27 protein-coding genes are annotated in these 23685 nt (G+C 45.0%); 18 read left to right on the top strand and 9 right to left on the bottom strand.

Going from position 1 to position 23685, the window contains the following annotated elements; genetic code table 11:
* Positions 1-335 precede the first annotated feature (335 nt).
* From pdhA to lpdA, 4 genes are read left to right on the top strand one after another with little or no spacing between them, the layout of a single operon-like run.
* Complete coding sequence (gene pdhA / locus FN782_RS10370) at positions 336-1409, top strand: pyruvate dehydrogenase (acetyl-transferring) E1 component subunit alpha (protein WP_425462706.1); 1074 nt, start codon at positions 336-338, stop codon at positions 1407-1409.
* A 2-nt stretch (positions 1410-1411) separates the two neighbouring features.
* Positions 1412-2392 (top strand): alpha-ketoacid dehydrogenase subunit beta, encoded by a 981-nt coding sequence (locus tag FN782_RS10365; protein WP_142505722.1) that lies wholly within the window; start codon positions 1412-1414, stop codon positions 2390-2392.
* Positions 2393-2419: 27 nt separating this feature from the next.
* The gene (locus FN782_RS10360; protein WP_142505721.1) at positions 2420-3700 is read left to right on the top strand and encodes a dihydrolipoamide acetyltransferase family protein; all 1281 of its coding nucleotides are present in this window, start codon (positions 2420-2422) and stop codon (positions 3698-3700) included.
* 1 nt (position 3701) lies between these two features.
* Positions 3702-5117, top strand: a complete 1416-nt coding sequence (gene lpdA / locus FN782_RS10355; RefSeq protein ID WP_142505720.1) for a dihydrolipoyl dehydrogenase — start codon at positions 3702-3704, stop codon at positions 5115-5117.
* A 753-nt stretch (positions 5118-5870) separates the two neighbouring features.
* Here lpdA and FN782_RS16860 read toward each other — a convergent pair.
* Positions 5871-6023, bottom strand: coding sequence for a hypothetical protein (locus FN782_RS16860; protein WP_185956211.1), 153 nt, complete (start codon positions 6021-6023; stop codon positions 5871-5873).
* Positions 6024-6305: 282 nt separating this feature from the next.
* On the opposite strand from FN782_RS16860, the gene FN782_RS10350 reads away from it, so the two are divergent.
* A complete protein-coding gene (locus FN782_RS10350) occupies positions 6306-6701 on the top strand; it encodes an acyl-CoA thioesterase (RefSeq protein WP_142505719.1) in 396 nt (131 codons plus the stop codon).
* A 39-nt stretch (positions 6702-6740) separates the two neighbouring features.
* Here the strand turns inward: FN782_RS10350 and FN782_RS10345 are convergent, their stop codons facing one another.
* Positions 6741-6968: a DUF1128 domain-containing protein gene (locus tag FN782_RS10345; RefSeq protein ID WP_142505718.1), complete on the bottom strand. Its 228-nt coding sequence runs from the start codon at positions 6966-6968 to the stop codon at positions 6741-6743.
* A 101-nt stretch (positions 6969-7069) separates the two neighbouring features.
* Between FN782_RS10345 and FN782_RS10340 the strand changes: the two genes are divergently transcribed.
* Both FN782_RS10340 and FN782_RS10335 read left to right on the top strand, forming a co-directional pair.
* Positions 7070-7471 carry a DUF309 domain-containing protein gene (locus FN782_RS10340; RefSeq protein ID WP_246064923.1) on the top strand — a complete coding sequence of 134 codons (402 nt, stop codon included), beginning with the start codon at positions 7070-7072 and terminating at the stop codon, positions 7469-7471.
* Positions 7468-8268: a TatD family hydrolase gene (locus FN782_RS10335; protein WP_142505717.1), complete on the top strand. Its 801-nt coding sequence runs from the start codon at positions 7468-7470 to the stop codon at positions 8266-8268. Before FN782_RS10340 ends, FN782_RS10335 begins: the two co-directional genes overlap by 4 nt.
* Before the next feature lie 43 nt (positions 8269-8311).
* Here FN782_RS10335 and FN782_RS10330 read toward each other — a convergent pair whose 3' ends face one another.
* Positions 8312-8629 (bottom strand): iron-sulfur cluster biosynthesis family protein, encoded by a 318-nt coding sequence (locus FN782_RS10330; protein ID WP_142505716.1) that lies wholly within the window; start codon positions 8627-8629, stop codon positions 8312-8314.
* 316 nt (positions 8630-8945) lie between these two features.
* Between FN782_RS10330 and FN782_RS10325 the strand changes: the two genes are divergently transcribed.
* The gene (locus FN782_RS10325; RefSeq protein ID WP_246064922.1) at positions 8946-9944 is read left to right on the top strand and encodes an acrylyl-CoA reductase family protein; all 999 of its coding nucleotides are present in this window, start codon (positions 8946-8948) and stop codon (positions 9942-9944) included.
* 62 nt (positions 9945-10006) lie between these two features.
* Here the strand turns inward: FN782_RS10325 and FN782_RS10320 are convergent, their stop codons facing one another.
* Positions 10007-11383, bottom strand: a complete 1377-nt coding sequence (locus tag FN782_RS10320; protein ID WP_142505714.1) for an MATE family efflux transporter — start codon at positions 11381-11383, stop codon at positions 10007-10009.
* On the bottom strand, positions 11380-11823 hold the full coding sequence (locus FN782_RS10315; protein WP_221930175.1) for a MarR family winged helix-turn-helix transcriptional regulator: 444 nt from the start codon (positions 11821-11823) through the stop codon (positions 11380-11382). The genes FN782_RS10320 and FN782_RS10315 overlap by 4 nt, the downstream gene beginning before the upstream one ends.
* Positions 11824-12077: 254 nt before the next feature.
* On the opposite strand from FN782_RS10315, the gene FN782_RS10310 reads away from it, so the two are divergent.
* Positions 12078-12857, top strand: a complete 780-nt coding sequence (locus FN782_RS10310; RefSeq protein ID WP_142505712.1) for an FxLYD domain-containing protein — start codon at positions 12078-12080, stop codon at positions 12855-12857.
* A gap of 341 nt (positions 12858-13198) precedes the next feature.
* On the opposite strand, the gene FN782_RS10305 is transcribed toward FN782_RS10310, so the two are convergent.
* Genes FN782_RS10305 through lepB form a run of 4 tightly spaced genes read right to left on the bottom strand, consistent with a single transcriptional unit; the run spans position 13199 to position 16283 of the window.
* Positions 13199-13687, bottom strand: a complete 489-nt coding sequence (locus FN782_RS10305) for an SMI1/KNR4 family protein (RefSeq protein ID WP_142505711.1) — start codon at positions 13685-13687, stop codon at positions 13199-13201.
* A 15-nt stretch (positions 13688-13702) separates the two neighbouring features.
* Positions 13703-15145: a DUF4244 domain-containing protein gene (locus tag FN782_RS10300; protein WP_142505710.1), complete on the bottom strand. Its 1443-nt coding sequence runs from the start codon at positions 15143-15145 to the stop codon at positions 13703-13705.
* A gap of 9 nt (positions 15146-15154) precedes the next feature.
* Entirely contained in the window at positions 15155-15787 is a 633-nt protein-coding gene (locus FN782_RS10295) for a Yip1 family protein (RefSeq protein ID WP_142505709.1), read from the bottom strand.
* Positions 15788-15809: 22 nt separating this feature from the next.
* Complete coding sequence (gene lepB, locus FN782_RS10290; protein WP_142505708.1) at positions 15810-16283, bottom strand: signal peptidase I; 474 nt, start codon at positions 16281-16283, stop codon at positions 15810-15812.
* Between the two features lie 241 nt (positions 16284-16524).
* Between lepB and FN782_RS10285 the strand changes: the two genes are divergently transcribed.
* From FN782_RS10285 to queC, 9 genes are all read left to right on the top strand, one after another.
* Positions 16525-17082 (top strand): DUF420 domain-containing protein, encoded by a 558-nt coding sequence (locus FN782_RS10285; protein ID WP_142505707.1) that lies wholly within the window; start codon positions 16525-16527, stop codon positions 17080-17082.
* Between the two features lie 196 nt (positions 17083-17278).
* On the top strand, positions 17279-17524 hold the full coding sequence (locus tag FN782_RS10280; RefSeq protein ID WP_142505706.1) for a hypothetical protein: 246 nt from the start codon (positions 17279-17281) through the stop codon (positions 17522-17524).
* Positions 17525-18054: 530 nt separating this feature from the next.
* On the top strand, positions 18055-18939 hold the full coding sequence (locus FN782_RS10275; RefSeq protein ID WP_185956209.1) for a gamma-glutamylcyclotransferase family protein: 885 nt from the start codon (positions 18055-18057) through the stop codon (positions 18937-18939).
* A gap of 319 nt (positions 18940-19258) precedes the next feature.
* Complete coding sequence (locus tag FN782_RS10270) at positions 19259-20719, top strand: catalase (protein WP_425462703.1); 1461 nt, start codon at positions 19259-19261, stop codon at positions 20717-20719.
* Between the two features lie 243 nt (positions 20720-20962).
* Positions 20963-21256, top strand: a complete 294-nt coding sequence (locus tag FN782_RS10265) for a helix-turn-helix domain-containing protein (RefSeq protein WP_142505703.1) — start codon at positions 20963-20965, stop codon at positions 21254-21256.
* Positions 21257-21351: 95 nt separating this feature from the next.
* The gene (locus tag FN782_RS16850; protein WP_185956207.1) at positions 21352-21510 is read left to right on the top strand and encodes a hypothetical protein; all 159 of its coding nucleotides are present in this window, start codon (positions 21352-21354) and stop codon (positions 21508-21510) included.
* Between the two features lie 222 nt (positions 21511-21732).
* On the top strand, positions 21733-22218 hold the full coding sequence (gene queD / locus FN782_RS10260; RefSeq protein WP_142505702.1) for a 6-carboxytetrahydropterin synthase QueD: 486 nt from the start codon (positions 21733-21735) through the stop codon (positions 22216-22218).
* Positions 22211-22939: a radical SAM protein gene (locus FN782_RS10255; RefSeq protein ID WP_142505808.1), complete on the top strand. Its 729-nt coding sequence runs from the start codon at positions 22211-22213 to the stop codon at positions 22937-22939. Before queD ends, FN782_RS10255 begins: the two co-directional genes overlap by 8 nt.
* A gap of 4 nt (positions 22940-22943) precedes the next feature.
* Complete coding sequence (queC, locus tag FN782_RS10250) at positions 22944-23627, top strand: 7-cyano-7-deazaguanine synthase QueC (protein WP_142505701.1); 684 nt, start codon at positions 22944-22946, stop codon at positions 23625-23627.
* Positions 23628-23685: the final 58 nt, after the last annotated feature.

Raw genomic sequence — 23685 nt, 5'->3', positions numbered from 1 at the left:
ATAGTAGCTAAAACCCTTACTGTATCAATAATTGTTATGGTTTGGTTGTTTGTGTTGACTGTCTTGTTCATGAAGTGTATCATTCAATTGTATCGAGTAGGCCAGACGTATTATATGGTAATAAAAACCATTTTTGATCGTGTGCTGGCTTTTGGCGGTTTTAGGGTCGGGAGCTGGTTGGTGTAGGATATGTGATCCATCATTTAGCTCTCTTAACATGATTTGTGGAATGTGTCAGGTGGTTTGAGGAAGTCTAAGAAAGACGGCCTGATACCCAATATCCCCATAGCGGATAGAATTTTAAAAAGTGAGGTGTATCCATCGTGCCGAAAGTGATGGAGTTAAAACAGGATCCGGAAATGTTTCAGATTCTGGATGAAAACGGCAACATTGTGGACGGTCAACAGGCTCCGGATCTGTCTGACGATGAATTGAAAGATCTTTATCGCTGGATGCTTCGAATCCGGACCTTTGACGGGCGTGCCATCAAATTGAATCGTCAGGGCCGCTTGGGCTTTTATGCTCCCATGGCGGGTCAGGAAGCATGTCAAATCGCTTCTATGGCAGCATTGGAAAAATCCGATTGGCTGTTCCCCAGTTATCGGGATATCGGTACAGCCTTGTACCACGGAATTTCAATGGAAATGGCATTTCTGTACTCACGGGGTATGAAAGATGGCATGAAGGTTCCGGAAGATGTCAATATGTTTCCGCCCCAGATTATTATTGCCGGTCATGTTCCTCATGCTGCCGGTGCTGGTTGGGCTTTCCGCCTGAGAGAGGAAGAGCATGTGGCCATTGCTTTCTTTGGAGACGGTGCCACATCCGAAGGGGACTTCCACGAAGGTCTGAACTTTGCGGGTGTTTATGATGCCAACTCCATCTTTTTCTGTCAAAACAACCAATATGCGATCAGTGTTCCGCTGTCCAAGCAGACACGTTCTGAGACCATTGCTCAGAAAGCGGTTGCTTATGGTATCCATGGAATTCAGGTGGATGGAAATGATGCCCTGGCTGTATACCAAGCAACAAAAGAAGCAGCGGACCGTGCCCGGAAAGGAGAAGGTCCAACACTGATCGAGGGGGTTACCTATCGTTTCGGCCCGCATACGATGGCGGGGGATGATCCGGGACGCTATCGCACCAAAGAAGAGGAAGAAGACTGGGCATCCAGAAAAGATCCTCTCAAACGTTTCCGTAAATACTTAGAATCCAAGAATCTCTGGTCGGACCAAGAAGAAGAAAAAGTACAGGAAGAGTTGCTGGAAGAAATGAACAATGCGATCAAGAAAGTGGAGAAGATGCCGAAAGGATCTGTCGAAGATCTGATCGATGATCTCTACACAGAAACACCGGAGATTTTGAAAAAGCAGAAAGAAGAATACCTCTCCTGGAAGGAGGGCAAATAATTATGGCCACAATGACGTTGATCAAGGCGATTAATGATGCCATGCGGGTAGAGATGGAACGGGATGAAAATGTGATTGTGTTGGGTGAGGATGTAGGAGTCAACGGTGGTGTGTTCCGTGCGACTGCCGATCTATACCAGACCTTTGGTGAAAAACGTTCCTTCGATACACCCCTGGCTGAATCCGGCATTATCGGAGCGTCCATCGGGCTGGCTTCCCAAGGGTTCCGTCCGGTGCCGGAAATTCAATTTGCGGGATTTGTCTATGAGTGTATGGATCAAATCTCCACCCAGGCCGCCCGCCTTCGCATGCGTTCCGGTGGTCGCTTCAATGTTCCGATTACCATCCGTATACCATATGGCGGTGGAGTCAAAACACCGGAAATGCACTCTGACAGCCTGGAAGCACTCTTTTTGCACAGCCCAGGGGTGAAAGTGGTTGTACCGAGTAATCCCCATGACGCCAAAGGGCTTCTGATTTCAGCGATCCGTGATGACGATCCGGTTATTTTCTATGAACCGATGAAACTGTATCGGTCGGTGAAAGCAGATGTGTCGGAGGAAGCATTTACCGTACCATTGGGTAAAGCCAATGTGGTGAAAGAAGGGTCTGACGTCACATTGATCGCCTATGGTGCAATGGTTCCCTTAGCTGAAAAGGCGGCTCAACAGGCAGAAAAAGAGCGTGGAGTAAAAGCGGAGGTTATTGACCTACGGACCATTTCCCCATTGGATTTGGAGACCATCATTCGTTCTGTTGAAAAAACAAACCGTGCAGTAGTCATTCATGAAGCCGCTCAAACAGGTGGTGTAGGGGCTGAATTGGTGGCACGAATCAATGAAGAAGCCATTCTTTCTCTGGAAGCACCGGTCGTTCGTGTTACCGGCTTTGATACACCCTATCCACTGACTGCGATTGAAGATGAATGGTTGCCTACTGTAGATCGGGTATGCGCCGGAATTTACAAAACATTGGACTTCTGATCTGAAACAAGGAAGGAGGTTTTCGGATTGGCTTTTGAATTTAAGTTGCCTGATGTGGGTGAAGGAATCCATGAAGGCGAAATTGTTAAGTTTCACGTAAAAGAAGGCGACTCCATCAATGAAGATGATGTACTTGCAGAAGTGCAGACAGATAAAGCCGTGGTGGAAATTCCTTCTCCTGTAACGGGTACCGTATCCAAGTTAAATGCAAATGAAGGAGAAGTAGTGGAAGTCGGGTCCGTTCTGGCGGTCTTTGACACCGGTGATGGAGAAGATGCCGCTGATCCCGAAGCTGAAGAAAACTCGCAGGAATTGAAAGAAGATACGGCGAAGAAAGAAAAACGCCCCGTTACCCAGGTTGGGGGTGCCACATCCGGAAGAAATGTGTTGGCGATGCCATCCGTTCGGAAAAAAGCCAGGGAGCTTGGGGTGGATATTACCCAGGTAAAAGGTACAGGGAAAAATGGGCGAGTGACACTGGAAGATGTGAAACAGTGGAAAGACAGCGGAGCTATTGATGAGCCGGCAACGGTTGAAGTGCCTGAGGCGAAACCGTCCAGGGAGGAAGAACCGGCAGCGGTTACGGCACCCAGTGTTCCGCAAGGCAATGAAGAGCGCATGCCGTTGCGCGGGATGAGACGGACCATTGCCAAACGCATGGCTCAAAGCAAATATACGGCTCCTCATGTGACCATCATGGATGAAGTGGATGCTTCCGAATTGATCGAGTTGCGCAAATGGGCCAAACCCATGGCGGAGCAGCGGGGGATTAAACTTACCTATCTTCCCTTTATCATCAAGGCTCTTACGGCTGTATTGCATGAGTTCCCCACCCTGAATGCATCCATTGATGACGAACGGGAAGAGATTGTCATCAAGAAGTATTATCATATGGGAATTGCTACAGCAACCGAAGATGGCTTGGTTGTGCCTGTGGTCAAGGATGTCAACCAGAAGTCCATTTTCCAGCTGGCTGATGAAATCCGTGATGTGGTGGATCGTACCCGCTCCAAGAAAGCGGGTGTGGAGGATTTGAAGGGAAGCACCTTTACCATTACAAACATCGGTTCCTTTGGCGGTCAGTTCTTTACTCCGATTATCAATTATCCGGAAGTCGCCATTTTCGGTATGGGCAAAATGGCAGAGCGTCCGGTCGCAGTGGATGGTGAAGTGGTTGTCCGTCCGATTATGAATGTCTCTTTGTCCATTGACCACCGGTTGATTGACGGAGATGTGGCAGCACGCTTCTTGAACCGTGTGAAAGAGTTGTTGGAAAACCCCAAACTCTTGATGATGGAGATGAATTAATATGGTAGTTGGAGATTTTGCAACAGAAGTGGATGTATTGGTTGTTGGAGGTGGACCTGGAGGCTATGTGGCTGCAATCCGGGCTGCCCAAATGGGGAAAAGTGTAACGCTTGTCGATAAAGCGGAAATTGGCGGAGTTTGCCTCAACCGGGGTTGCATTCCTTCCAAAGCCCTGATTCATGGCGGGGATGAAGTGCATAAGATGAAAAATGCTTCCCATATGGGAATTGAAGTGGACAATGTCAAAATTAATTTTGCCGACATGATCAAATGGAAAGATGATGTCGTCAAAAAGCTGACCGGTGGCGTCTCTTCGCTTCTGAAAGCAAACAAAGTGGATGTGGTACAAGGGGAAGTTTATTTCTCCGGTGAAGATACGGTGAAAGTGGCCACTGACAATGACAGCACCACCTATCAGTTTAAGCACTGCATCGTTGCTACCGGTTCCCGACCGTTTGAAATTCCCTCTCTCAAATTTGATGGAGACAAAATCATTTCTTCCACTGAGGCCTTGTCCTTGTCGGAAATACCGGAAAAAATGATTGTTGTCGGCGGTGGCTATATCGGCTTGGAGTTGGGAACTGCCTACAGCAAGCTGGGAACGGAAGTGACGGTTCTGGAGGGGATGGATACCATTCTTCCAGGTGTAGACCCCTCCATGGTACGCATGGTAAAACGCAACCTGAAAAAGCTGGGTGTAGATGTAGTGACGAATGCCATGGTTCAATCCGCCGATACATCCGGCGACGGAGTCACCGTGACCGCGGAAGTAAAAGGGGAAGTAAAATCCTTCTCTGCTGATAAAGTACTGGTGTCTGTGGGACGTAAACCGAATACGGATGAACTGGGACTGGACCTGGCGGGGATTGAAGTGGACGATAAAGGCTTCATCCCGACAGATAAGCAAATGCGGACGAAAAATGATAAGATCTTTGCTATCGGCGATGTGGCCGGTCAGCCAATGTTGGCCCACAAAGCCAGCTACGAAGGAAAGATTGCTGCGGAAGTGATCGCTGGTGAGCCAAGCGAGGTTGACTATCGGGCGATGCCATATGTCATCTTCTCCGATCCGGAATTGGCCTATACCGGTTTAACCGAGAAAGAGGCAAAAGAAGAAGGCTACGATGTGTCAGTAAGTCGCTTCTCCTTTGCTGCCAATGGTCGGGCGTTGTCCCTGGATGCGGCAGACGGCTTCTTCCAAGTGGTTGCCGACAAGGAAACCCAACAGATTCTGGGTGCACAAATTGTTGGGCCGGAAGCATCCAGTCTGATTTCTGAAGTGGTGTTGGCGATTGAGATGGGGGCAAATGCGGAAGATATTGCCCTAACCATCCATGCTCATCCAACCCTTCCGGAAACCTTTATGGAAGCAGCGGAAGGCATCGTAGGAAACCCTGTTCATATGGTTAAAAAATAATCTAGGGTTACGGAAACTCCTTGGGCAATTTGCCCAAGGAGTTTTGTTTTTGTGCAGTCAAGTTGACGTGAACTGCTCTCCACGAAAGTGGTAGAGCTTCTCGGTTCATCGAGCCCAGGCGAGTACTCTCCGCGAGCTTCACTTCCCGTAGTTCCTACGGTACATGTTGAAAATGGTTTTGTGGGTCCTTCCACATGACAGGAATCGTTTTACGTGGTGACTGTTCCTTCCTCACCACAACCCCATACGATTCGGTTTTCAAGATACAAATCGTTTAACGAGTTTTCGTTCGTACTTCAAGTATACCAAAAATTGTCGGACGAGGGGGGGTACCCCCCCTCGTCCGACGACCGGAGGAAGTGCCCGTGGTGCGACCGAAGGAAGTGCACCACAGGCATTTCCTTCGGTCACCCGTGGTGCGCTCGCTTTTATCTACCCATTGAAATGGGGAGGATTTCCGCTCGCATTTCCTAAAGAGGGTTCATTTTCTATTCATCAATCAATAATCATCGATAAAGAGGGAAGAAAGGAAGGTATGTTTTCTGGGGTATATAAACCTGAGAAAGGGTGTTTACTTAAAGGTCGTTGTTACAGGGCTTGATTGTGGAAGAACAGGTTCGCCGTTTTTTCAGACCCATCACAGTACAGTGATGTGATCTTTCTATCAAGCAATAAGGCCCTGGAACCCCAGGGCCTATTTTGGCAAAGTAAGCATTTCATGTTACAGTATAAGTGAGTCTTTATCTTTCGTGATCAGTGAATGTTTTTTTCTTGGGCGGGCCCATTAAACAGGCTGGCCTCTTTTTTCTTTCTTTTTTTCAACAGGAAATGAGGGATGATCCCTGCAGGTACAGGCAGTTCCTCCTTTCCTCGACCTTTGGATAGAGAAAACAGCTGTTTTTTCATTTTCGGGCCTCCTTTTTGGTAATTAGTAAAGCGAAGGATTGAGGAGTAATTTCCTCCTATATCAAAGATAACGCGTTTTATTTTGTTGTCAATAGGTAATATCAAAGTATAAGCGGAAATATAGCTGTTTTTCGCTTAATTTTTTTCTCAGACGTCTTTTTTGGAGTCTATACCAATTTTTTCGCAGTGTAAGTTCGCGAGTTGTTTTTTCCTTTGTATACTGGCAGTCTTCACCAAACCATGGTAAAATATGCGAAAATCATTGCTTGAAGGAGAGGCCCGATGGAAACATTCATTGAGATTGAAGTTCGTCCAACAGAAATTGATGTGATGGGTCATGTGAACAATGCCAAATATCTGGAATACATGGAGTGGGGCAGAGAAGATTGGTATAACAAAGCGGAATTGCCTTTTGATCGATTGACGGAGATGAACATCGGTACCGTTACCGTCAATATTAATATCAATTATCGAAAAGAAGCTCGCCTAGGCGAGCATTTAACGATTTATACCCAACCGGTAAAAAAAGGACGTACCAGTTATACACTGAAGCACGTCATTGTAAATGAAGCGGGAGAACGTGTGGCTGATGCGGAAGTCATCAGTGTGACCATTGATCTAGAGACGCGGAAAAGCGTGCCGATTCCTGCGGAATTGGGTGTTCTCTTTTCAACATAAAAACCGCCTGTATCGGCGGTTTTTGTACTTCCGGCGAAGTTAGCGTTTGCGCAATTCACCCAGCTCTTCCAAAATGCCTTCTAACTCCATCATCGTCAGTTTACCTTGCTTTTTTTTCATCATTTCATACAGATCCCGGACTTCGTCGTAATCTTCCAGGCTGTAATCCTCTGGCTGGATGGCGGAGGCATTCACCAAATTTAAACGGTTTTTGATTTCCTGAAGTAGGAAGTTCAGATTTTCGCGGGTGGGTTCATTCAGGTTCATGTGTTGGCTCCTTTCGAATGGTCTCTCTACTATTTTAAAGGAATGGAACAGAAATACCCAACCCTGTCAAAATGGACTGGGAAAACAGGAGGGATGGGGAGATGTCCATGTATGATTGTCGCTATTCTCCGTTATTCATTCAATTTCTTCGCTATTTTAATGTTGACCGTGATTATTATGAATGCCATGAGGTGTTGGAGGAATTATGGATGGAGGAAGGCAGGGAGCCATTGATCCAGGGGATTTTACAAGTGGCGGTGGGTTTATACCATTATCACCAGGAAAATATGAATGGAGCACGCAAGCTGTTTCGGGCAGCGTTGGACAAGCTTCGTTCTTACCCTGGTGATTCTATGGGAATTGATCTAACGGCATTGATGAGTGATGTGGAAATTCGTCTGCAAAGGTTGGAGCGAATGGAGGGTCAGGCTGTTGCCTTTGATGATCCAAAAATCAGGATTCTGGATCATGAACTGAAACGACGGGTGGTGAGGGGAGTATGAAAGGGAAGAAGGGTATGATTCGGTTGGTGGATACCCATGTTCATTGGGACCAGTTTCCAGAGGGCGAATGGGATGCCATCGTTGCTCGGTCTAAAAAAGCTGGAGTGATGAAAGTTGTGGGGGTGGGAACGGGTATCGCTTCATGCAATGCATTGATTCGGGCGAAACAACGATTTCCAGATTTCCTGGATATCGCTTTTGGTTTTCATCCGGAGCAAACAGTGAACTGGGAAGAAGTGAACGGGATCCTTGGGCTGATTCGGGAACATCGAGCGTTGTTGTCGGGAGTGGGAGAAGTGGGATTGCCCTGGTATTCGTTGGCTGTCGAGAAACGAAAAGAACCTGCCGATTCGGAATTTCGCGGGGTGTTGGAACAATTTCTACAACTTGCAGTGGAGATGGATTTGCCCGTTTTGCTTCATGCGGTGCACCACCGGGCAGAGGAGGCTTTTCAAATGCTTTGTGCCCATCGGGTGCAAAGGGCTGTGTTTCACTGGATCAAAGCGCCGGAGAGAATATTGTATAAAATTGCGGACGCGGGTTATATGGTTTCTGTTACACCGGAAGTCTGTTATCGAGATCGGGATCGGAGATGGGTCAGGGGAATTCCGATTTCGTCCCTTCTGTTAGAGACGGATGCGCCTTGGAGGTATGGAGGACCTTTTCGTGGGGCTCCGTCTGATCCAGCAGCGGTTCGCCGTGTGGCGGAAGCGGTTTCCCAAGTCAGACAGGCATCCCTGTTGGAAGTAGCCACACAGACCACAGCAAATGCAACGCGTCTGTTTAACCCATATTGATGCAGGGGAACCGAGAGGCTGAAGGGGTGGACGGTTTTTTCGCTCACTGATCATCGGTTCGTTGGCAATCGTTCAGAAAAGGAGGGTTTGGGTGATAAACAGAAAATTTATCAGACTCCTGATCCCAGTCAATCACCATCCCGTCCATCCACTCCGCTTCCTGTCGAGGACAGGCAAAACAGACACCCTTGCTTTCCTGGGTAATAAATCCCTGCCGAATCTTTGTGAGCTCCAGGGCAAAAGAGGGAGTGCTACACCCGGAAGTGAGCGGAACCACTCTGACAGCGAGTTGAGCGGAGTTTTCATGACTAAGTAATGTTTGCAGACGTGCAGCCGCCTTGTGACTGATGTGAATCTTCATTGTTCCATCCCTCGTTTAGTTCATTTTAAACAGAACGGTTGATGATCCAGTAACTGAGGAGAGAAAAATTTTCCTGAAGGATTTGGAGCGGACCGTCCATCTTTTCCTGGATGGATGGTATCTGAAGTGTGGCTAAACACGGTTCCCACTATGACTGGTCAATATCCGTCAATTTCCATATCATCTTACCACAGATTAACATAGGACGGATGGAGATGTTTTTGATAAGAAAAATCTCTTTATTGACGCTTTTGTGACGAATGGGGTGAAATCATGATAAGATCGAGGTAAATGGATGCAAAGGAGAGGAAAAAACGTGAGTGAATCCTTCCGTGCACTGGTTGTGGATCAGTCCGATGCTACATTTTCTCTTGAACTGAAAGAGTTGACTCTGGATGATCTTCCTCCTGGGGATGTCATGGTTCGTGTGGCTTGGTCCGCTGTAAACTATAAGGATGGTCTGGCCGGAACGCCTGACGGGAGGATTGTGGAATCGTATCCCATGATCCCAGGGATTGATTTGGCAGGAACGATTATTCATTCTGAGGATTCCCGTTTCAAGGAAGGGGACGAAGTCATTGTAGCCAGCGCTCAACTGGGGGTGTCCCACTGTGGCGGATTCAGTGAAATGGCTCGTGTTCCAGGGGATTGGGTGATTCCCTTGCCCAAAGGATTAAGCTTAAAAGAATCGATGATCCTGGGGACGGCCGGTTTTACCGCTGCCATGTCCATTCAGCGAATGGAGGAAAACGGTTTAACACCGGAGAAGGGACCTGTGATTGTAACAGGAGCGACCGGGGGAGTGGGCAGCACAGCTGTAACCATGTTGGCCAAACGGGGCTATACGGTGGCTTGCGGAACAGGCAAAGATACTGCCCATGATTATCTTCGCCGGTTGGGAGCGGATGAGATCCTTTCCAGAGAAACATTGTCCAATCCCAAGAAGCGTCCTCTTCTAAAAATGCGTTGGGCCGGTGCCGTGGACCCTGTGGGAGGAGAAACCCTTTCCTATCTTCTCAGCACCATGAAATGGGGAGGCTCTGTAGCTCTCAGCGGCTTGGCCGGGGGGCCTGCATTTTCTTCTACCGTGTTTCCCTTTATCCTCCGCGGGATCAACCTCCTTGGAATCGACTCCGCCCATGTTAGCCATACATACCGACAAAAAGTGTGGAACCGTCTAGCCACCGATTTGAAACCGGAAGGCGTTCTGGATCAAATCGTGATGGAAGAAGTGACCTTGGAGGAGCTTCCAGATGCTTTATCCACAATACTAAAGGGGGGGATTCGTGGCCGGCAGTTGGTTCGTTTGGCCTGAATCGAAAAAACAGCCTCAGAAAGAATTCGAGGCTGTTTTTTCATGCCAGGTGTCGTTGGATATTATATGGTACCCGTTGCAGGAATGGAATCTTTTCTTGAAAAAAGCCTTTCCCGATCCTTCCAAATAATCATCAATGACAAAAGAAACGCCAAACCGTCGGCAATGGGAAATGCTGCCCACACACCGGGTAAATCAAAGATCATCGGCAATAAGAGGACAATGGGAATGAGGAACAATAGCTGACGGGCAATCGATAAGATGAAAGCTTTCCTGGCCTTCCCCAATGCCTGATAGATTCCGCCTGATACCATTTGAAAGCCGATCGTCGGTGCGATCACTAAGATGGTACGCAAGGCAGATGCGCCTTCTTCAATCACTTTTTGATCCGTTGAAAATATATGAATCAAGAACTGCGGGAACAAAAGAACAGTAAGCCAGGCGATGGTAGACATCAAGGTAGCAATCATAAAGCCTAACTTAATGGTATTTCCTACACGTTCATACAATTGAGCACCATAATTGTAACCCACAATGGGTTGAATCCCTTGTACCACTCCAAAGATCGGCATCAGTGCAAACATTAAGATCCGATTAATAATCCCAAAGATGGCAACGTGCATCTCGCTACCATACATGATTAACATCCAGTTAACAACAACAAACATGAGGCTGGATGATACTTGACGAACAAACGTTGACGTTCCAATGCTGATAATCTCTTTGAGAACCTGTATGTTGGGAATCAGACCAATCCACTTCAATGTAAGTGTACTTCTTCCACTTTTAAAGTAAGCATATATCCATAATGCTGAGCAAGCTTGAGCAATAACGGTCGCGATGGCCGCCCCTTGGATTCCCATATTAAGACCGAATATAAAAATCGGGTCCAATACCAAGTTGATCCCCGCGGATACCACCATGGTCCACATGGCCATTTTTGCATTTCCTTCAGCTCGTACAACATTGTTTGTGGACATTGCAAAAGATAGGAACAGTGAGCCGATGAGGATCACCGATAAATAATCACTGGCATAAGGCAAGATGGCTTCCGTTGCTCCAAACAGACGGAGTAATGGTTCCAGAAACAACAGAGAAATGACGATTGTCGCGATACTTAAGACAACCACTAACCATACGAGATGCCCAAAGACTTCATTCGCTTCATCTTTCCGTTTTGCTCCCAGCTTAATGGATACAATGGAAGCTCCACCGATCCCGACAGCCATTGCAAACGCACTGATGATGATCTGAATCGGAAAGGCGATGGACAAACCTGCCACTCCTATGGTGCCGACACCTCGCGCAATAAAGATGGTATCAACCACATTATAAAGTGCCATGACAAACATTCCGATAAATGCGGGAACGGATAGTTTCATGATCAGCCTGGGAATCTTTTCTGCACCGAGCTGTGCACTGGTTTGGTTCGTTTTCATCTGTTACAGTTCTCCTTTTGCTGAATATGTTCCATTGCATTATGAGCCATTTTGTGAAGCAGTTGTAGAATGATTTCCGTTTCCTCTTGGGAAAAATCTTTGGTTAAAATCTCTGTCCAACGTGAGAATTTGTCCATGACTTCTGCTTTGATACCATGTGCTTTCTCTGTAAGAAAAACAACATTTTGGCGTCGGTCTGTTTGTGATTTTTTTCGAATGACATAACCCAACTTCTCAAGGTTTTGGATCGCTCTTGCAGTCGTTCCTTTATCAATCAGCAACTGTTTGGAAATATACTCCTGGGAAACCCCATCTTGATGGTATAAAAATTTGAGAAACATGAATTGTCCACCACAGATGCCCAGCCCTTCGGATTCTTGCGCAAAATACATATGTGCATAACGATGAATTGTGGAAATCCACTTCCCAATTGATTCCAATTTATTCCCTCTTTTCAATTGCGATCCGTTCGGTTGATAGTTGTGTTTGCAACTAAATAGGAGTATATCAATGAAAAGTTGCCTATGCAACTATTTTTTATCGAGGACATCAGACTTCTCCCCGAACTTGAAGTCCTAATGGGTTGGAATAACCATTTTCCCGTCATTGGCTGTAAAAGGAATATTTTTTCCTTGTTCGAACGGGGAGATATGATAAGATAAATCTGCATTCCGTGTGAGAAGGAGGAAAAAACGTGGGAGTCCATAAATGGAGTCGGGTGGGCGTCGGTTTGATGACCGTGCTGACATTGATTGTCACAGGTTGTTCAACGGAAGGCGATTCAGCACAAAAAAAAGAAGAATCACAGGTAAAAGCAAAAAAGGAAGAACATAAAGAAGAACTGAAAATCAAAGATACAACGGTTTCTACATCGTGGGAAACATCAGATGGGAAAGTGATGGTTCACGGGGCAGCGGAAATCAAAAACACAGGTGAAAAACCGCTTCAATTTGATTCCGTTCAACTGAAATTTATGGGGAAAAAGGACCATTTGCTGGCGAAAGAAGAGATCCTGGCTGTGGTCCCCCGAATTATCCAGCCTGGTGAATCGGCCTATGTGGGGGGAACAGTTCAGATTAAAAAGGCAAAATCAACAAAAGATCTGAAGGATGTAGCGGTGGAGGCAGAGGTTCATCCAGCCTATATCTCACAAATGAAACTGGAGACGGAGTCATTAAAGAAAACGAAAGATAAGAAAAAGAAATCTACCATTGTCAAAGGGACGGTAAAAAACCCAAATGATAAACAAGTGGAAAGCGTTCTTGTCACGACAGCAATGAAAGATGAGAAGGGAAAACTGGTCGCTGTACTCAGCGATTACTTGGTCCCTGGGATTCCTCCGGCTGGCGAAGCCAAATTTAAAGCAGACGACCAAAAGCTTCCGTATAAGCTCACCAAGAAAGCGACTCAGTTGGAAGGCTATGCCTATCCAGTCATCAAGGAAGAAGAGAAGGACCAAGAGAAAAAGAAATAGTCACCTATCAATGGAATGGGTTGAGACTGCTTATCACATATGTAAGTCAGCAGTCTAGACCCTTTTTTTGTCAGTAAGTTCCCAGTCGTTTTTTCTATTTTCCTCCACCTGTCCAGCTATTCAATCTCCTTCGTCACGGATGAATTTGCAGGCGTTTTATTTTTTCTCCATTCCATTGTTTGATCCTCCTTCGTATACCTTAAAAAGTTAATTTTATAAGATAGATGGGAGTATGGAAAAGAGGGAAAATATTGTATTTTAATTTCTTATTTTAATATAAAAAGACTGCTGACCTGGATACGTTGTCAACAGTCTCTGCCTATCAAAAGATGGTTTTTTAGTTATTTAGAATCGAAGTTATTCTTTTCATTTTCTTCCATCAGTCTCAAGACTTTTTCCACTTCTTCTTCAATACCCTCTGGTTCGTAGAACATCCCTTCCAACTCGGTAAAGGTATCACATACTTTAGTAATCCGATCTGCTTCGTGATACCAGTAGACAATGGTGGGGTCTTCACTCTTCCTATAATCAAAACAATATAGGTTACCGAAAGGGTCACATCCAAAAGGGATCACTTTTTTAGGTAATACATCTTTTACTGACTTATAAGTAAACCATAAATTAACAGGGCATCCTTCTTCAAAAGATAATAAACTTCCAAAAACTTTTTCTTGAAGCCCTCCAAAGTCGATAACATTTGGAGTGGGTTGTTTTCCATGAGAGTCTTTAACTACTTGCAAGTAATCGGCTGGGAAGCAAATCCCCAGCTTTTGTTCAATATCTCTGATTATGGATGAATTTGCGGGTGTTTCATTTTTTCTCCATTCCATTGTTTGATCCTCCTTTTAACTGGGATCTAACTTTCCGGTTCGTCCCTCTTCTCCTCCTCCCCAAATCTCTCGACCACCAGTATGTCTTACTTGTCCATGTACATCTCTTAAAACTAACTGCATTTTACCAGGTTGTTGATGATGGTGCCAAGTGAACCTATTAATATTCTCGCCGTTCTTTAACTTTTCCAATTCTTCATCTGTAAATTGTTCTTTCAGGTTGGGGTCTGACTGGGCACGTTGATAAACTTTCCTATTTAGTGCCCTAAACTGAACAACGTCTGATTTAAACCATGTCTCTTCCGGCAACTTAAGCTCAATCGCTGACCATTTATCAAAATTGGGGAAGCCATTCTTAAAGGGAACGGAGAACTTCTTTCCATCTTCTGTTTGTATATCCACCTTGTCTTTATCACCGTTAAATATGGATTTCTTTTTACCTTCCCAATTGACAATCTTTCTTCTTTTGAGAACTTCATCTCCTGTTTTATATTTTTTTGTGTCCCTTTTATATGTTTTCGTAACTTCACTTACTTTTCCCATTTCAGGATCGAGTTGCTTTTTAACTTTATTTGGATCATAATCAAAGTTCGTATCATTACTAGAATGCGTTTTAAGATCTGGTTTAGAACAAGAGTTTTTTCCTTTGGCACATGCAAAGTCATGAAGAAAATCGAGTACATCCCGATCTGTAGCTTTTGATGCAACTTTACCTGCCTTTGTGTAGAAAGGTATCGCCGTACCAAGTCGAAACAGACGATTTGGGATTCTAAGCTTTTCCCCCGTTTGGGGGTCAATTCCCGTCCACCAGGCTATAGCGTCATTCCACCCGCTAATTTCAGCTACGAAAGTGCTGGCATGACCCATGGGGTCTTGATTAAATGCCTTCCACTTCTGTTTTAAAAAGTCACCTTTCCGTTTCAGATACCCGCCTGGGTTATTCCATACCTGCTTTAATTGCTCTTTATAATTGACATTTGCAAGCTTGTTCACAGATTCTTTTAGATCATCCAAGCCTAAAACATCATTTATATACCCCTTAGGATCTTCAGTAAAATCCTTGATATCTTTATCAATATCGTCTTGATTTAGACATGTCCAATAACTGACTATATCGCCACGGAATGCTCTGCTACATTTTATATATTCCTCGTATTTCTTATATTTTTGTTTGAGTCTATTTTCCCATGAAGGATTTGATTTTTTTGAATATGCTTTCTTTTTCTTATCTGGCTTTTTTGTTGGTGATGCTTTGTCTTTATGAGGTTCGTTGGTTTCTCCTGAGCTCTTTCCATTAATAGCATTTTCGATCGCCGTTAGGATTTTTCCTTTGACTTCATCACCTGAGACCATGTTATATAAGAGGGTAGCCAAGATCATTGCAGCAACGAGTATAATCACATACTCAAGAGTAGAAGCGCCTCGCCGGTTTAAAAAATGTCGATAAGATTGTTTCATATTTGAACCTCACGCATATAGTAGCCCACTAAGAATCAATAAAACGAGAAAGAATGAGACAGGGACAGTGACTACGGACGCAAAGCCTTTCCAAGCTGAAATTTGATGAACCTCTCCTATAGCATGGGATAAGATAATTACGTGCCAAATGAGAATCACCAATTCAAGCAAACTAAATAAAAAGAATAGTAGAATCAGAATCAAACTACTGTCCATAACGGGAGTATCTGATGTAAACATTTCACGTCCAAAGATGAATAGTTGTGGAATCCATAACGTTCCTTTTAATACATAGGGAATGGTTGCCCAAGCAACGGCTAATCTTGTTTCAAGGAAAGTAGCAGTTCCGCCAAACAATCGAGCGAGACCAAAAAAAACTCCACTGGCTACAAACCAACCTACAAAACCGATTATTGGACCCAAAATGAAGGTGCTAAAGAAAATAAAAAATAACGGGACAGAGTCTCCCCAATCTCTATTGGACATATGGTCCAAAATCATGATGATACCGAAAAGAAGGGCTAATATTATGGGCAATTTCGATTGTTTGTGAAGAAGTTCACGAATTGTCTCCTTGGGTTGAATCCATATGGAGAGCCAAGGATTTGTGGAATCGTCTGTCGTATTGTAATAAGGATTCATCTAAACAACCTCCTCATTGTACTTATTCATAACCCACAATCTTTCCACGAATCTGTTGCAAGGAGATGGGACCAAATTGGCGACTATCAGTACTTTTTGATCGATTATCACCTAGAACGAATACATGGTTTTTTGGAACTTGGAACGGCCCAAAGTCTATTTGTTCATCTGTAGCTCGATAGGGTTCATATAGTTTTTCTCCATTAATAAAGACGTTGCCATTCTTAATTTGGATTTGTTCTCCCTGTAGAGCAATCACCCTTTTGACATAAGCGATTTGTGCTTCTTTATCATTAAAAATAATAATATCTCCACGGTTTGGTTGAAGCGGACCTCTTTCCATCAAATAAGTTCTTTCATTATGTAAAGATGGACTCATACTCTCTCCCTTGATGGTATAAAATTGAAAAAAACGGAAGAAGAAAATAAGGGAAAAAAGTGTGAATCCCAGAGTGCAAAGGGTGATTAGCAGGGCTTGTTTTTTATAGATTGTCAATTACCTCCTTCCATTCTTTAGTAACAATGCATATCTACTTTTATAACAATATTTTCTTAGCGTCAATAAGTCTTATTATATATTTTGAATTGAAAATAATGTTTTATTAGAATTTCCCTTCTCAAGAGAAACTCATATATATCGTATTGCCACGCTTTTGTTGATTTCTGTTTTGGGTGTAGAAACAGGGCATGCTATACTGATGACAGGAATGAGAACATGAGTGTCAGGGTGATTTTTTATGGAAAAGAATAATCGATCATCAGAATATGGACCGGAGAGAAATATCCATTACACTCCCTGGGTGACGGGGCTTTCCATTCTGATTGTCGCCATTGTAGCCGTTTTGTATGTGATGCCGAAGGATCAGACCGTTGATCATGAAACATTGGTTTTTCTCCCTCGACTGAATGCCATCTTTAACTCGTTTACCACATTGTTTCTTTTGGGAGCGCTCTTCTTTATCCGTCGAAAGAACATTACGCTTCATCGAAGGTTTATTTATGCAGCGTTTGCATCCACGTTTCTGTTTTTGATCTCATATCTGTACTATCATTCCATGGCCCCCTCCACCAGCTATGGCGGGGATGGTGTGCTGGCGATCATTTACTATTTCATTTTAATCACCCATATAGTACTGGCAGCGATGATTGTTCCCCTGGCATTGGTTTCCTTCTTCCGGGGATTGAGTATGAAAGTGGAGAAACATCGTAAAATTGCTCGTTGGACGATGCCTCTCTGGCTTTATGTCAGCATTACAGGGGTATTGGTGTATATTCTGATCTCTCCGTATTACTGAAAGATCCCGTTGTCTTTTGCCGCCCCGGCTTTTGAGCCGGGGTTTTTTCGTTTTACATCAAAGAATAATTTCCTGAAGAAGTCTCAGCTTGTATAATGGATTTTGAAACGTTGCACGGCTGAGATTCCTTATGGGTTTTTAAGTCGGAATTGTATATATACGTAATTTCTATCACTTGGGAGTTGGAGGTTGTCACATGGGAAAAAAAGAACGGATCGCTTCACTGGTCGATGAAGCCCAAAAACTGTGTAAGTCTCCTCAGGATGATGAGCGACCGGAAGATAAATTGATCGAAATATTGGTGGAACTGGCCAAGGGGACAAGGTATTGGGAAGATGTTCAAGGGGCGATTGAATCCTATGAAAGGTATCAAAAGCGTACAGAGGGTTCTGAGGAGTCGGAGGAGGACGGACAACCAAGGACATTACCTTGGAGGTTGTAAGAAAAACGGGATACTTTATCCCGTGAGGTTCATGACAAAGTCTGGGAGAGGGGATTGCCGTCTCCGCATCTCTTTCCTCCAGCAACGAAGAGGAAGGAGTCCGCTTCACCCCCTCCGGTCCCAACCAGCGGACAAAAGGAAAAGCAGCTTGTCCGCTAAACGGTTGGGACCTCCAGGGGTTCCGCTGAGTTGTCGGAAAAGGATGCTCCACCGGATATCCCCTTCTTATTATTTTTGTCAGCAGTCTCACGGGATCTTTATCCCGTATTTTGATATCATTCTGATTATTGCTGTTATTTTAGGATAGGAAAGGGGATGAATATGTATCCAGATCCCTGTAGAGTCAATATGGGGTTTTATTTTTTCGGATAGTGTAGCACTCTGTGGAGGTTTCTGGGAGCAAAGGAACGCATAAATTCCGGAGGAGTTGGATGGCTGTTTGCTCTCTGAAGCAAATGATCGCATAAAATATTGGTAATAAATTTTATAGGATTGATCTTGATTCATGTTTGAAGGAAGGGGAGACCGGTTTGCACGAAGTAAAACATCGGGTGTTTGTATATGGTTCCCTGCGGCGGGGAGAGAAGTATCACTCCTTGCTCGCTCAGTCGAAACCGGAGGCGATGCAGGCTTGGATCAAAGGGGAATTATTTGATACCCTACAGGGATATCCGGGACTCTCTGTTCCGGGAGAGAGACGGGTTTATGGGGAGTTGTACCGGGTAAACCGGGAGACCTTGTCCCGGTTGGATGAGTTGGAGGGATTCCGACCGGAAGATCCGGATTTCCCGGATCAATATCGACGGGTCCGTTTATCTGTACAAACGGATCATGGCAGTGTAGAGTCGGATGTTTATCTCTATGCTCGCCCCCGACAACGATCGATGAAAACCGTCCCGTACGGTGACTGGAAAGCACGGGATCTCAAACGGCAAAATCGTTGGCTGTATTTTGCATATGGTTCCTGTATGGATCATCAGCGCTTTCTTTCCCATGGTGTGGGAGACGTTTTCCAACAGGTGCTGGGTCGGGGAATCCTTCATGGATATGCCTTGCGGTTTACTCTGCCTCGTCCCGATGGTGGACGTGCAGATATTGTGGAACAACCAGGAGATAGGGTAGAGGGGAAAGTATATGAAGTTGAACAACAAGGGTTGGAGTATCTTTTTTGGAGAGAAGGAGTGGATCACAACGTTTATCGTCCGGCTTGGGTTCCTGTTATCATCGATGGAAAAACGGTAGAAAATGTGTTGACCTTTGTTGTGATAGATAAGAAAAAAGAGATTGCTCCACCAGAGCATTATGTACGTGAAATTCTGAGGGGAAGCAAAGGGATTGTAAGCGACAGTTACCATCGCGGATTACGCCGACGGTTCAAAGACACATTTGGGATGACGATGAATGGTAGTGAATAACAATCCTCAAGTTTTCAAGGATGGGGAAACAGGGTTTCCCTCCACTAGTTGGTTGGAAAAGAATGTTTCTGCAAAAGTTGTTACTCTTACAGGTGCTCACCCAATGGGAGTCCGTGTTTTGTTATCCATCTTCTTGCAATGGCGAAAGGCAGTCAGTCGATCGTTTCATTGAAAGGAGATCTATACAGCGAACACGACTCCCTTTTCAATTTGGAGCAATTGGAGAAGAAAAAAGTGATTGACACCACCCTTATTTATAATTATTATAAAAAGAGATTAATTATCAATGCAAAATAATTATCAATAAAGGTGGAGTATCATGGATCATAAACGTTTAACGACTAACCAGGGTGTTCCCGTTGGTGATAATCAGAATTCCCGTACCGCCGGATCAAGAGGTCCCACACTGTTGGAGGATTACCATCTCATTGAAAAAATCGCTCACTTTGATCGGGAACGGGTTCCGGAACGGGTTGTCCATGCCCGTGGAGCAGGAGCACATGGGATTTTTAAAGTGACTAACAGTATGAAGGATTACACAAAAGCTCTGTTCCTTGCGAAAGAAGGAAAAGAAACCCCCGTTTTTGTCCGCTTTTCTACAGTGATTCACCCGGCGGGTTCCCCGGAAACAGCCCGCGATCCGAGGGGGTTTGCTGTCAAGTTTTATACAGAGGAAGGGAATTATGACTTGGTTGGCAATCATCTGCCTGTCTTCTTTATTCGGGATGCCATTAAATTTCCTGATATGGTCCATTCTCTGAAGCCTGCCCCAGATACCAATATTCAGGACCCGGATCGTTATTGGGACTTTATGACGCTTTCCCCGGAGTCTACCCATATGATGACGTGGGTGTTTTCCGATTACGGAACCCCCGCCAACTATCGGCAAATGGAAGGGTTCGGCGTTCATGCTTTCAAATGGGTCAATGCAGATGGAAAGGTTATCTATGTAAAATATCATTGGAAGCCACTTCAAGGTGTAAAAAACCTGACTGCTGAAGAAGTGGAGCGGGTACAAGGGAAGGATTTCCAACATGCGACCAGGGATCTTTACGAACATATTGATAAAGGAGAGTTCCCGGAGTGGGATCTCTATGTGCAATTGATGCCTCCGGAAGATATGGATCGCTTTGAATGGGACCCTCTCGATCCGACCAAAAGGTGGCCGGAAGATGAGTATCCGTTGCAACGGGTGGGTCGGATGACATTAAACCGCAATCCGAAAAACTATTTTGCGGAAGTGGAGCAGTCTGCGTTCTCTCCCAGTGCCGTTGTTCCGGGGATTGAACCTTCCGAGGATAAACTCTTGCAAGGCCGGCTGTTTTCTTATCCGGACACCCAACGCCATCGAATTGGACCCAACTATTTGAATCTGCCGATCAATTGTCCTTATGCACCAGTAAGAAATTATCAAAGGGATGGAAATATGCAAGCCCGAACCGACTTTTCTCCTGTCAATTATGAACCCAACCGCTTTGAGGATTCTCCCAAAGAAGATCCTGCATATCGGGAAAGTGAGACCCCCATTTCAGGTGTCACCGGTCGTCGCAAGTTCCATAAAACGGACGATTTTACCCAAGCGGGCGAACTCTGGCGTTCTTTCAGTGAATCGGAACAGAATCACTTGATTAGGAATCTTGCCAATGACCTGAAGAAAACAAATGAAAAGACACAAATGCTGGCGATTTGCAACTTTTACCGGGCGGATCGGGAGTACGGTCAACGACTCGCTGATGCTCTGGGAATCGATATCAGCGAGTACTTAACAAAAGAAAATTAAGCATCAATTTAATGACACATGGAATGATTCAATTCACCACTCTTCGTTGGCTGCAAAATGTTAGTGTCAATGGTTCTGAATCCAGGGATGAAGACATCCGTGCTTCATTCCCTGGATTTGCGTTTATATATTCCCAGTTCCACTCCGTCAATAACTGTGAAGGAGATATAAACAATAGCACAGAGGATCAAAAAAAATCCTGATCTTTGCTATATGATGAAAAAAGGGGGGTGAGTATGGAGTTTGAATGTTTATATACGCATCCAAGCTGCGGTAGATTTGATCGAAAATAAGTTGAAAGAACCACTGACAATTCAAGAAATAGCGAAGGAGGCCGGATTTTCCCCTTTTTACTTCCAACGATTATTTCAAGCAATCAGTGGTTTTTCGGTCCAAAGTTATATTCGAAAGAGACGACTGAGTGAAGCCGCAAAAAAATTGACACAATCAGAAGAACGAATCCTTGATATCGCTGTAGCTTATCAATATCATTCACAAGAGGCATTTACCCGGTCTTTTGCAAGATTTTTAGAATGACTCCGGCGAAATATAGAAAAAACCAAGCAGGCATTCCCCTTTACAAACGTCTTAATTTTTTGGATTTCCAAAGCGATGGGAGTTCTTTATTGACTATGTCGAAACCCGTACTGAAGCATATCAGTCGAAGATATATCTGTGGTCATGAGTATCAAACAAGTCTTAACGGCAACAAGCATTACCAAGATATTGCAGGTTTTTATAAAAAGGTGATTCCATTGGTTTCCTTGGGAGCATTTGCAAAGGAAACATAATGAGCAAAAACCGGGCCATACTGTGGATGATAATGTCCATTTCAACGACAGAATATGTTAAACTGGAAACAACATTTGAATGTGAAGAGTGTCGAAAACCCACCACTCTTAAAACAACACTAGGGGACTGTATGGCATATACCAACATAACGGTGAACAATGACGGACGTCTTGTCTCCGGGAGTTGTTTTTATGTCCCCTTGATGGAAAGGGGTTTTTTTAATGGAATTTAAAATACCAGATCAGGTGGAGCGGCTTGGGGTGGATATCCATCGGGACGAGCTTCGCTATCATCGAAAGCGGGTGGCGGTGACCAAAGAATTTACTTTTGATGCCGCCCACCATTTGCACTTGTATGATGGAAAATGCAAAAATTTGCATGGTCACACCTATCGGTTATTGATCACGATTAGTGGTTTTGTCAATGAGATTGGAATTGTCGTTGATTTTGGTGAAGTGAAGCGAATGTTTAAAGAAGAGATTGAATCCCGGCTGGATCATCGATATCTGAATGAAGTTCTCCCCAATATGAATACGTCCGCGGAAAACATGGTGGTTTGGATCTGGGAGCAGTTGGAGGCTTGGATGGATCGGGAAGGTTGGTCCAGTCAGGGTCACCGCTTGGAGGAATTAACCCTGTTTGAAACCCCGACCAGTCGGGTTACCATCAAGCGGACCTGGATGGAAGCGGGTGATTCCGATGCATGATTGGGGAGTGTTGGAAGCGGATCATTATCGAAAATGGACGATCCCCATGGTGGAAATTTTTGAAACCGTGGAAGGGGAAGGGACAGCGGCAGGGTATCCCACCGTATTTGTTCGGGTGTTTCATTGTAATCTGCGGTGCAGTTGGTGTGATACTCCATACAGCTATGCCCCTGCCCGTCCAGAATTTGAAGCAACGATCGAAGAAATTGTCGACCGGGTAAATCAATACTCCAGTCAAAGGATTTGCCTGACAGGTGGGGAGCCTTTGATGCATCAGGAGAAATCAGCGGCACTGTTATTGGCATTGGCCGATCGGGATGAAGTGACAGACGTCCATGTTGAAACCAACGGGGCCATTGACCTGGGTCCTTTTCATCGTTTGCGGCAGAAGCAGGACCATTTACGGGAAAAGATCCGGTTTATCATGGATTACAAACTGCCGGCGTCTGGGGAAGAACACCGGATGATCCATGAGAACTTCAGGTTTTTGACAGATCGGGATGAAGTGAAATTTGTGATCGGAGACCAAGAGGATTTTCAGTGTGCTGTTCGCACGCTGGAGACCTTTTATCAAAAGGGACAGATTTTATTTAGTCCGGTGTTTGAAACGCTTTCTCCAAGCCTCTTGGTAAAGTGGATGTTGGAAACGCCCCTTCCCCAGGTGAGACTGAACCTGCAACTACATAAATGGATTTGGGACCCAGAGAAAAGGGGAGTGTAAAAAGATGAAGCAACGAGCAGTGATCGTTTTAAGCGGAGGATTGGATAGTACCACCTGTATGGGAATCGCGCAGGAAGCGGGATATGAGCTGTATCCCCTAACCTTTCACTATGGACAGCGTCACAGTCGGGAGGTGGAACAGGCCCGAAGGGTGGCGGATTACTACAAGGTGAGCGAGCATCGGATCGTGGATGTCGCTTTTCTTCAACAGATCGGTGGCAGCGCTCTGACGGATCAAACGAAGGATGTACCGACCACTCCTGAGGCAGAGGGGAGCATCCCGGTAACCTATGTGCCGGCCCGAAACTTGATCTTTCTGTCTCTGGCTGTTGCATATGCGGAGGTGATTGAAGCGGAAGCTGTCTATATTGGAGTTTCTGCGGTGGATTACAGCGGTTATCCGGATTGTCGGCCGGAGTTTATTCGGAGTATGGAGGAGACGATGAATCGGGCGACAAAAGCCGGAGTGTCGGGAAAGCCCCTCCGGTTGGAAGCGCCCTTAATCTATCTTTCCAAAGCGGAGACCATTCGGGAAGGCCTTCGTCTGAAAGTCCCTTATCATCTGACGACCTCTTGCTATCAGGGAGGTAAGACCGCTTGTGGAATCTGTGACAGTTGCCGTTTGCGTCTCAAGGGCTTTGCTGAAGCGGGTGCAAAAGACCCCATTCCATATCGGGAGATTTTTTGAGCTCATACCCTTCATACCTCGTGCAAAAATAAAGGAATGATAAACTGAGGTGACATCG

It is taken from the genome of Melghirimyces algeriensis (assembly GCF_900182565.1).
Classification (GTDB): Bacteria; Bacillota; Bacilli; order Thermoactinomycetales; family DSM-45169; genus Melghirimyces; species Melghirimyces algeriensis.
The sequence above is the reverse complement of the archived record's forward strand: the minus strand, read 5'-3'. Positions and strand labels throughout refer to the sequence as shown.

Coding starts and splice junctions, on each gene's coding strand:
- FN782_RS16860 (WP_185956211.1), bottom strand. CDS start 6,023: ATGAAAAAACAGCTGTTTTCTCTATCCAAAGGTCGAGGAAAGGAGGAA.
- FN782_RS10300 (WP_142505710.1), bottom strand. CDS start 15,145: ATGAAACAATCTTATCGACATTTTTTAAACCGGCGAGGCGCTTCTACT.
- queC (WP_142505701.1), top strand. CDS start 22,944: ATGAAGCAACGAGCAGTGATCGTTTTAAGCGGAGGATTGGATAGTACC.
- FN782_RS10350 (WP_142505719.1), top strand. CDS start 6,306: ATGGAAACATTCATTGAGATTGAAGTTCGTCCAACAGAAATTGATGTG.
- FN782_RS10255 (WP_142505808.1), top strand. CDS start 22,211: ATGCATGATTGGGGAGTGTTGGAAGCGGATCATTATCGAAAATGGACG.
- FN782_RS10365 (WP_142505722.1), top strand. CDS start 1,412: ATGGCCACAATGACGTTGATCAAGGCGATTAATGATGCCATGCGGGTA.
- pdhA (WP_425462706.1), top strand. CDS start 336: ATGGAGTTAAAACAGGATCCGGAAATGTTTCAGATTCTGGATGAAAAC.
- FN782_RS10330 (WP_142505716.1), bottom strand. CDS start 8,629: ATGAAGATTCACATCAGTCACAAGGCGGCTGCACGTCTGCAAACATTA.
- FN782_RS10280 (WP_142505706.1), top strand. CDS start 17,279: ATGGGAAAAAAAGAACGGATCGCTTCACTGGTCGATGAAGCCCAAAAA.
- lpdA (WP_142505720.1), top strand. CDS start 3,702: ATGGTAGTTGGAGATTTTGCAACAGAAGTGGATGTATTGGTTGTTGGA.
- FN782_RS10345 (WP_142505718.1), bottom strand. CDS start 6,968: ATGAACCTGAATGAACCCACCCGCGAAAATCTGAACTTCCTACTTCAG.
- FN782_RS16850 (WP_185956207.1), top strand. CDS start 21,352: ATGTCGAAACCCGTACTGAAGCATATCAGTCGAAGATATATCTGTGGT.
- FN782_RS10340 (WP_246064923.1), top strand. CDS start 7,070: ATGTCCATGTATGATTGTCGCTATTCTCCGTTATTCATTCAATTTCTT.
- FN782_RS10335 (WP_142505717.1), top strand. CDS start 7,468: ATGAAAGGGAAGAAGGGTATGATTCGGTTGGTGGATACCCATGTTCAT.
- FN782_RS10305 (WP_142505711.1), bottom strand. CDS start 13,687: ATGGAATGGAGAAAAAATGAAACACCCGCAAATTCATCCATAATCAGA.
- queD (WP_142505702.1), top strand. CDS start 21,733: ATGGAATTTAAAATACCAGATCAGGTGGAGCGGCTTGGGGTGGATATC.
- FN782_RS10285 (WP_142505707.1), top strand. CDS start 16,525: ATGGAAAAGAATAATCGATCATCAGAATATGGACCGGAGAGAAATATC.
- FN782_RS10295 (WP_142505709.1), bottom strand. CDS start 15,787: ATGAATCCTTATTACAATACGACAGACGATTCCACAAATCCTTGGCTC.
- FN782_RS10320 (WP_142505714.1), bottom strand. CDS start 11,383: ATGAAAACGAACCAAACCAGTGCACAGCTCGGTGCAGAAAAGATTCCC.
- FN782_RS10270 (WP_425462703.1), top strand. CDS start 19,259: ATGGATCATAAACGTTTAACGACTAACCAGGGTGTTCCCGTTGGTGAT.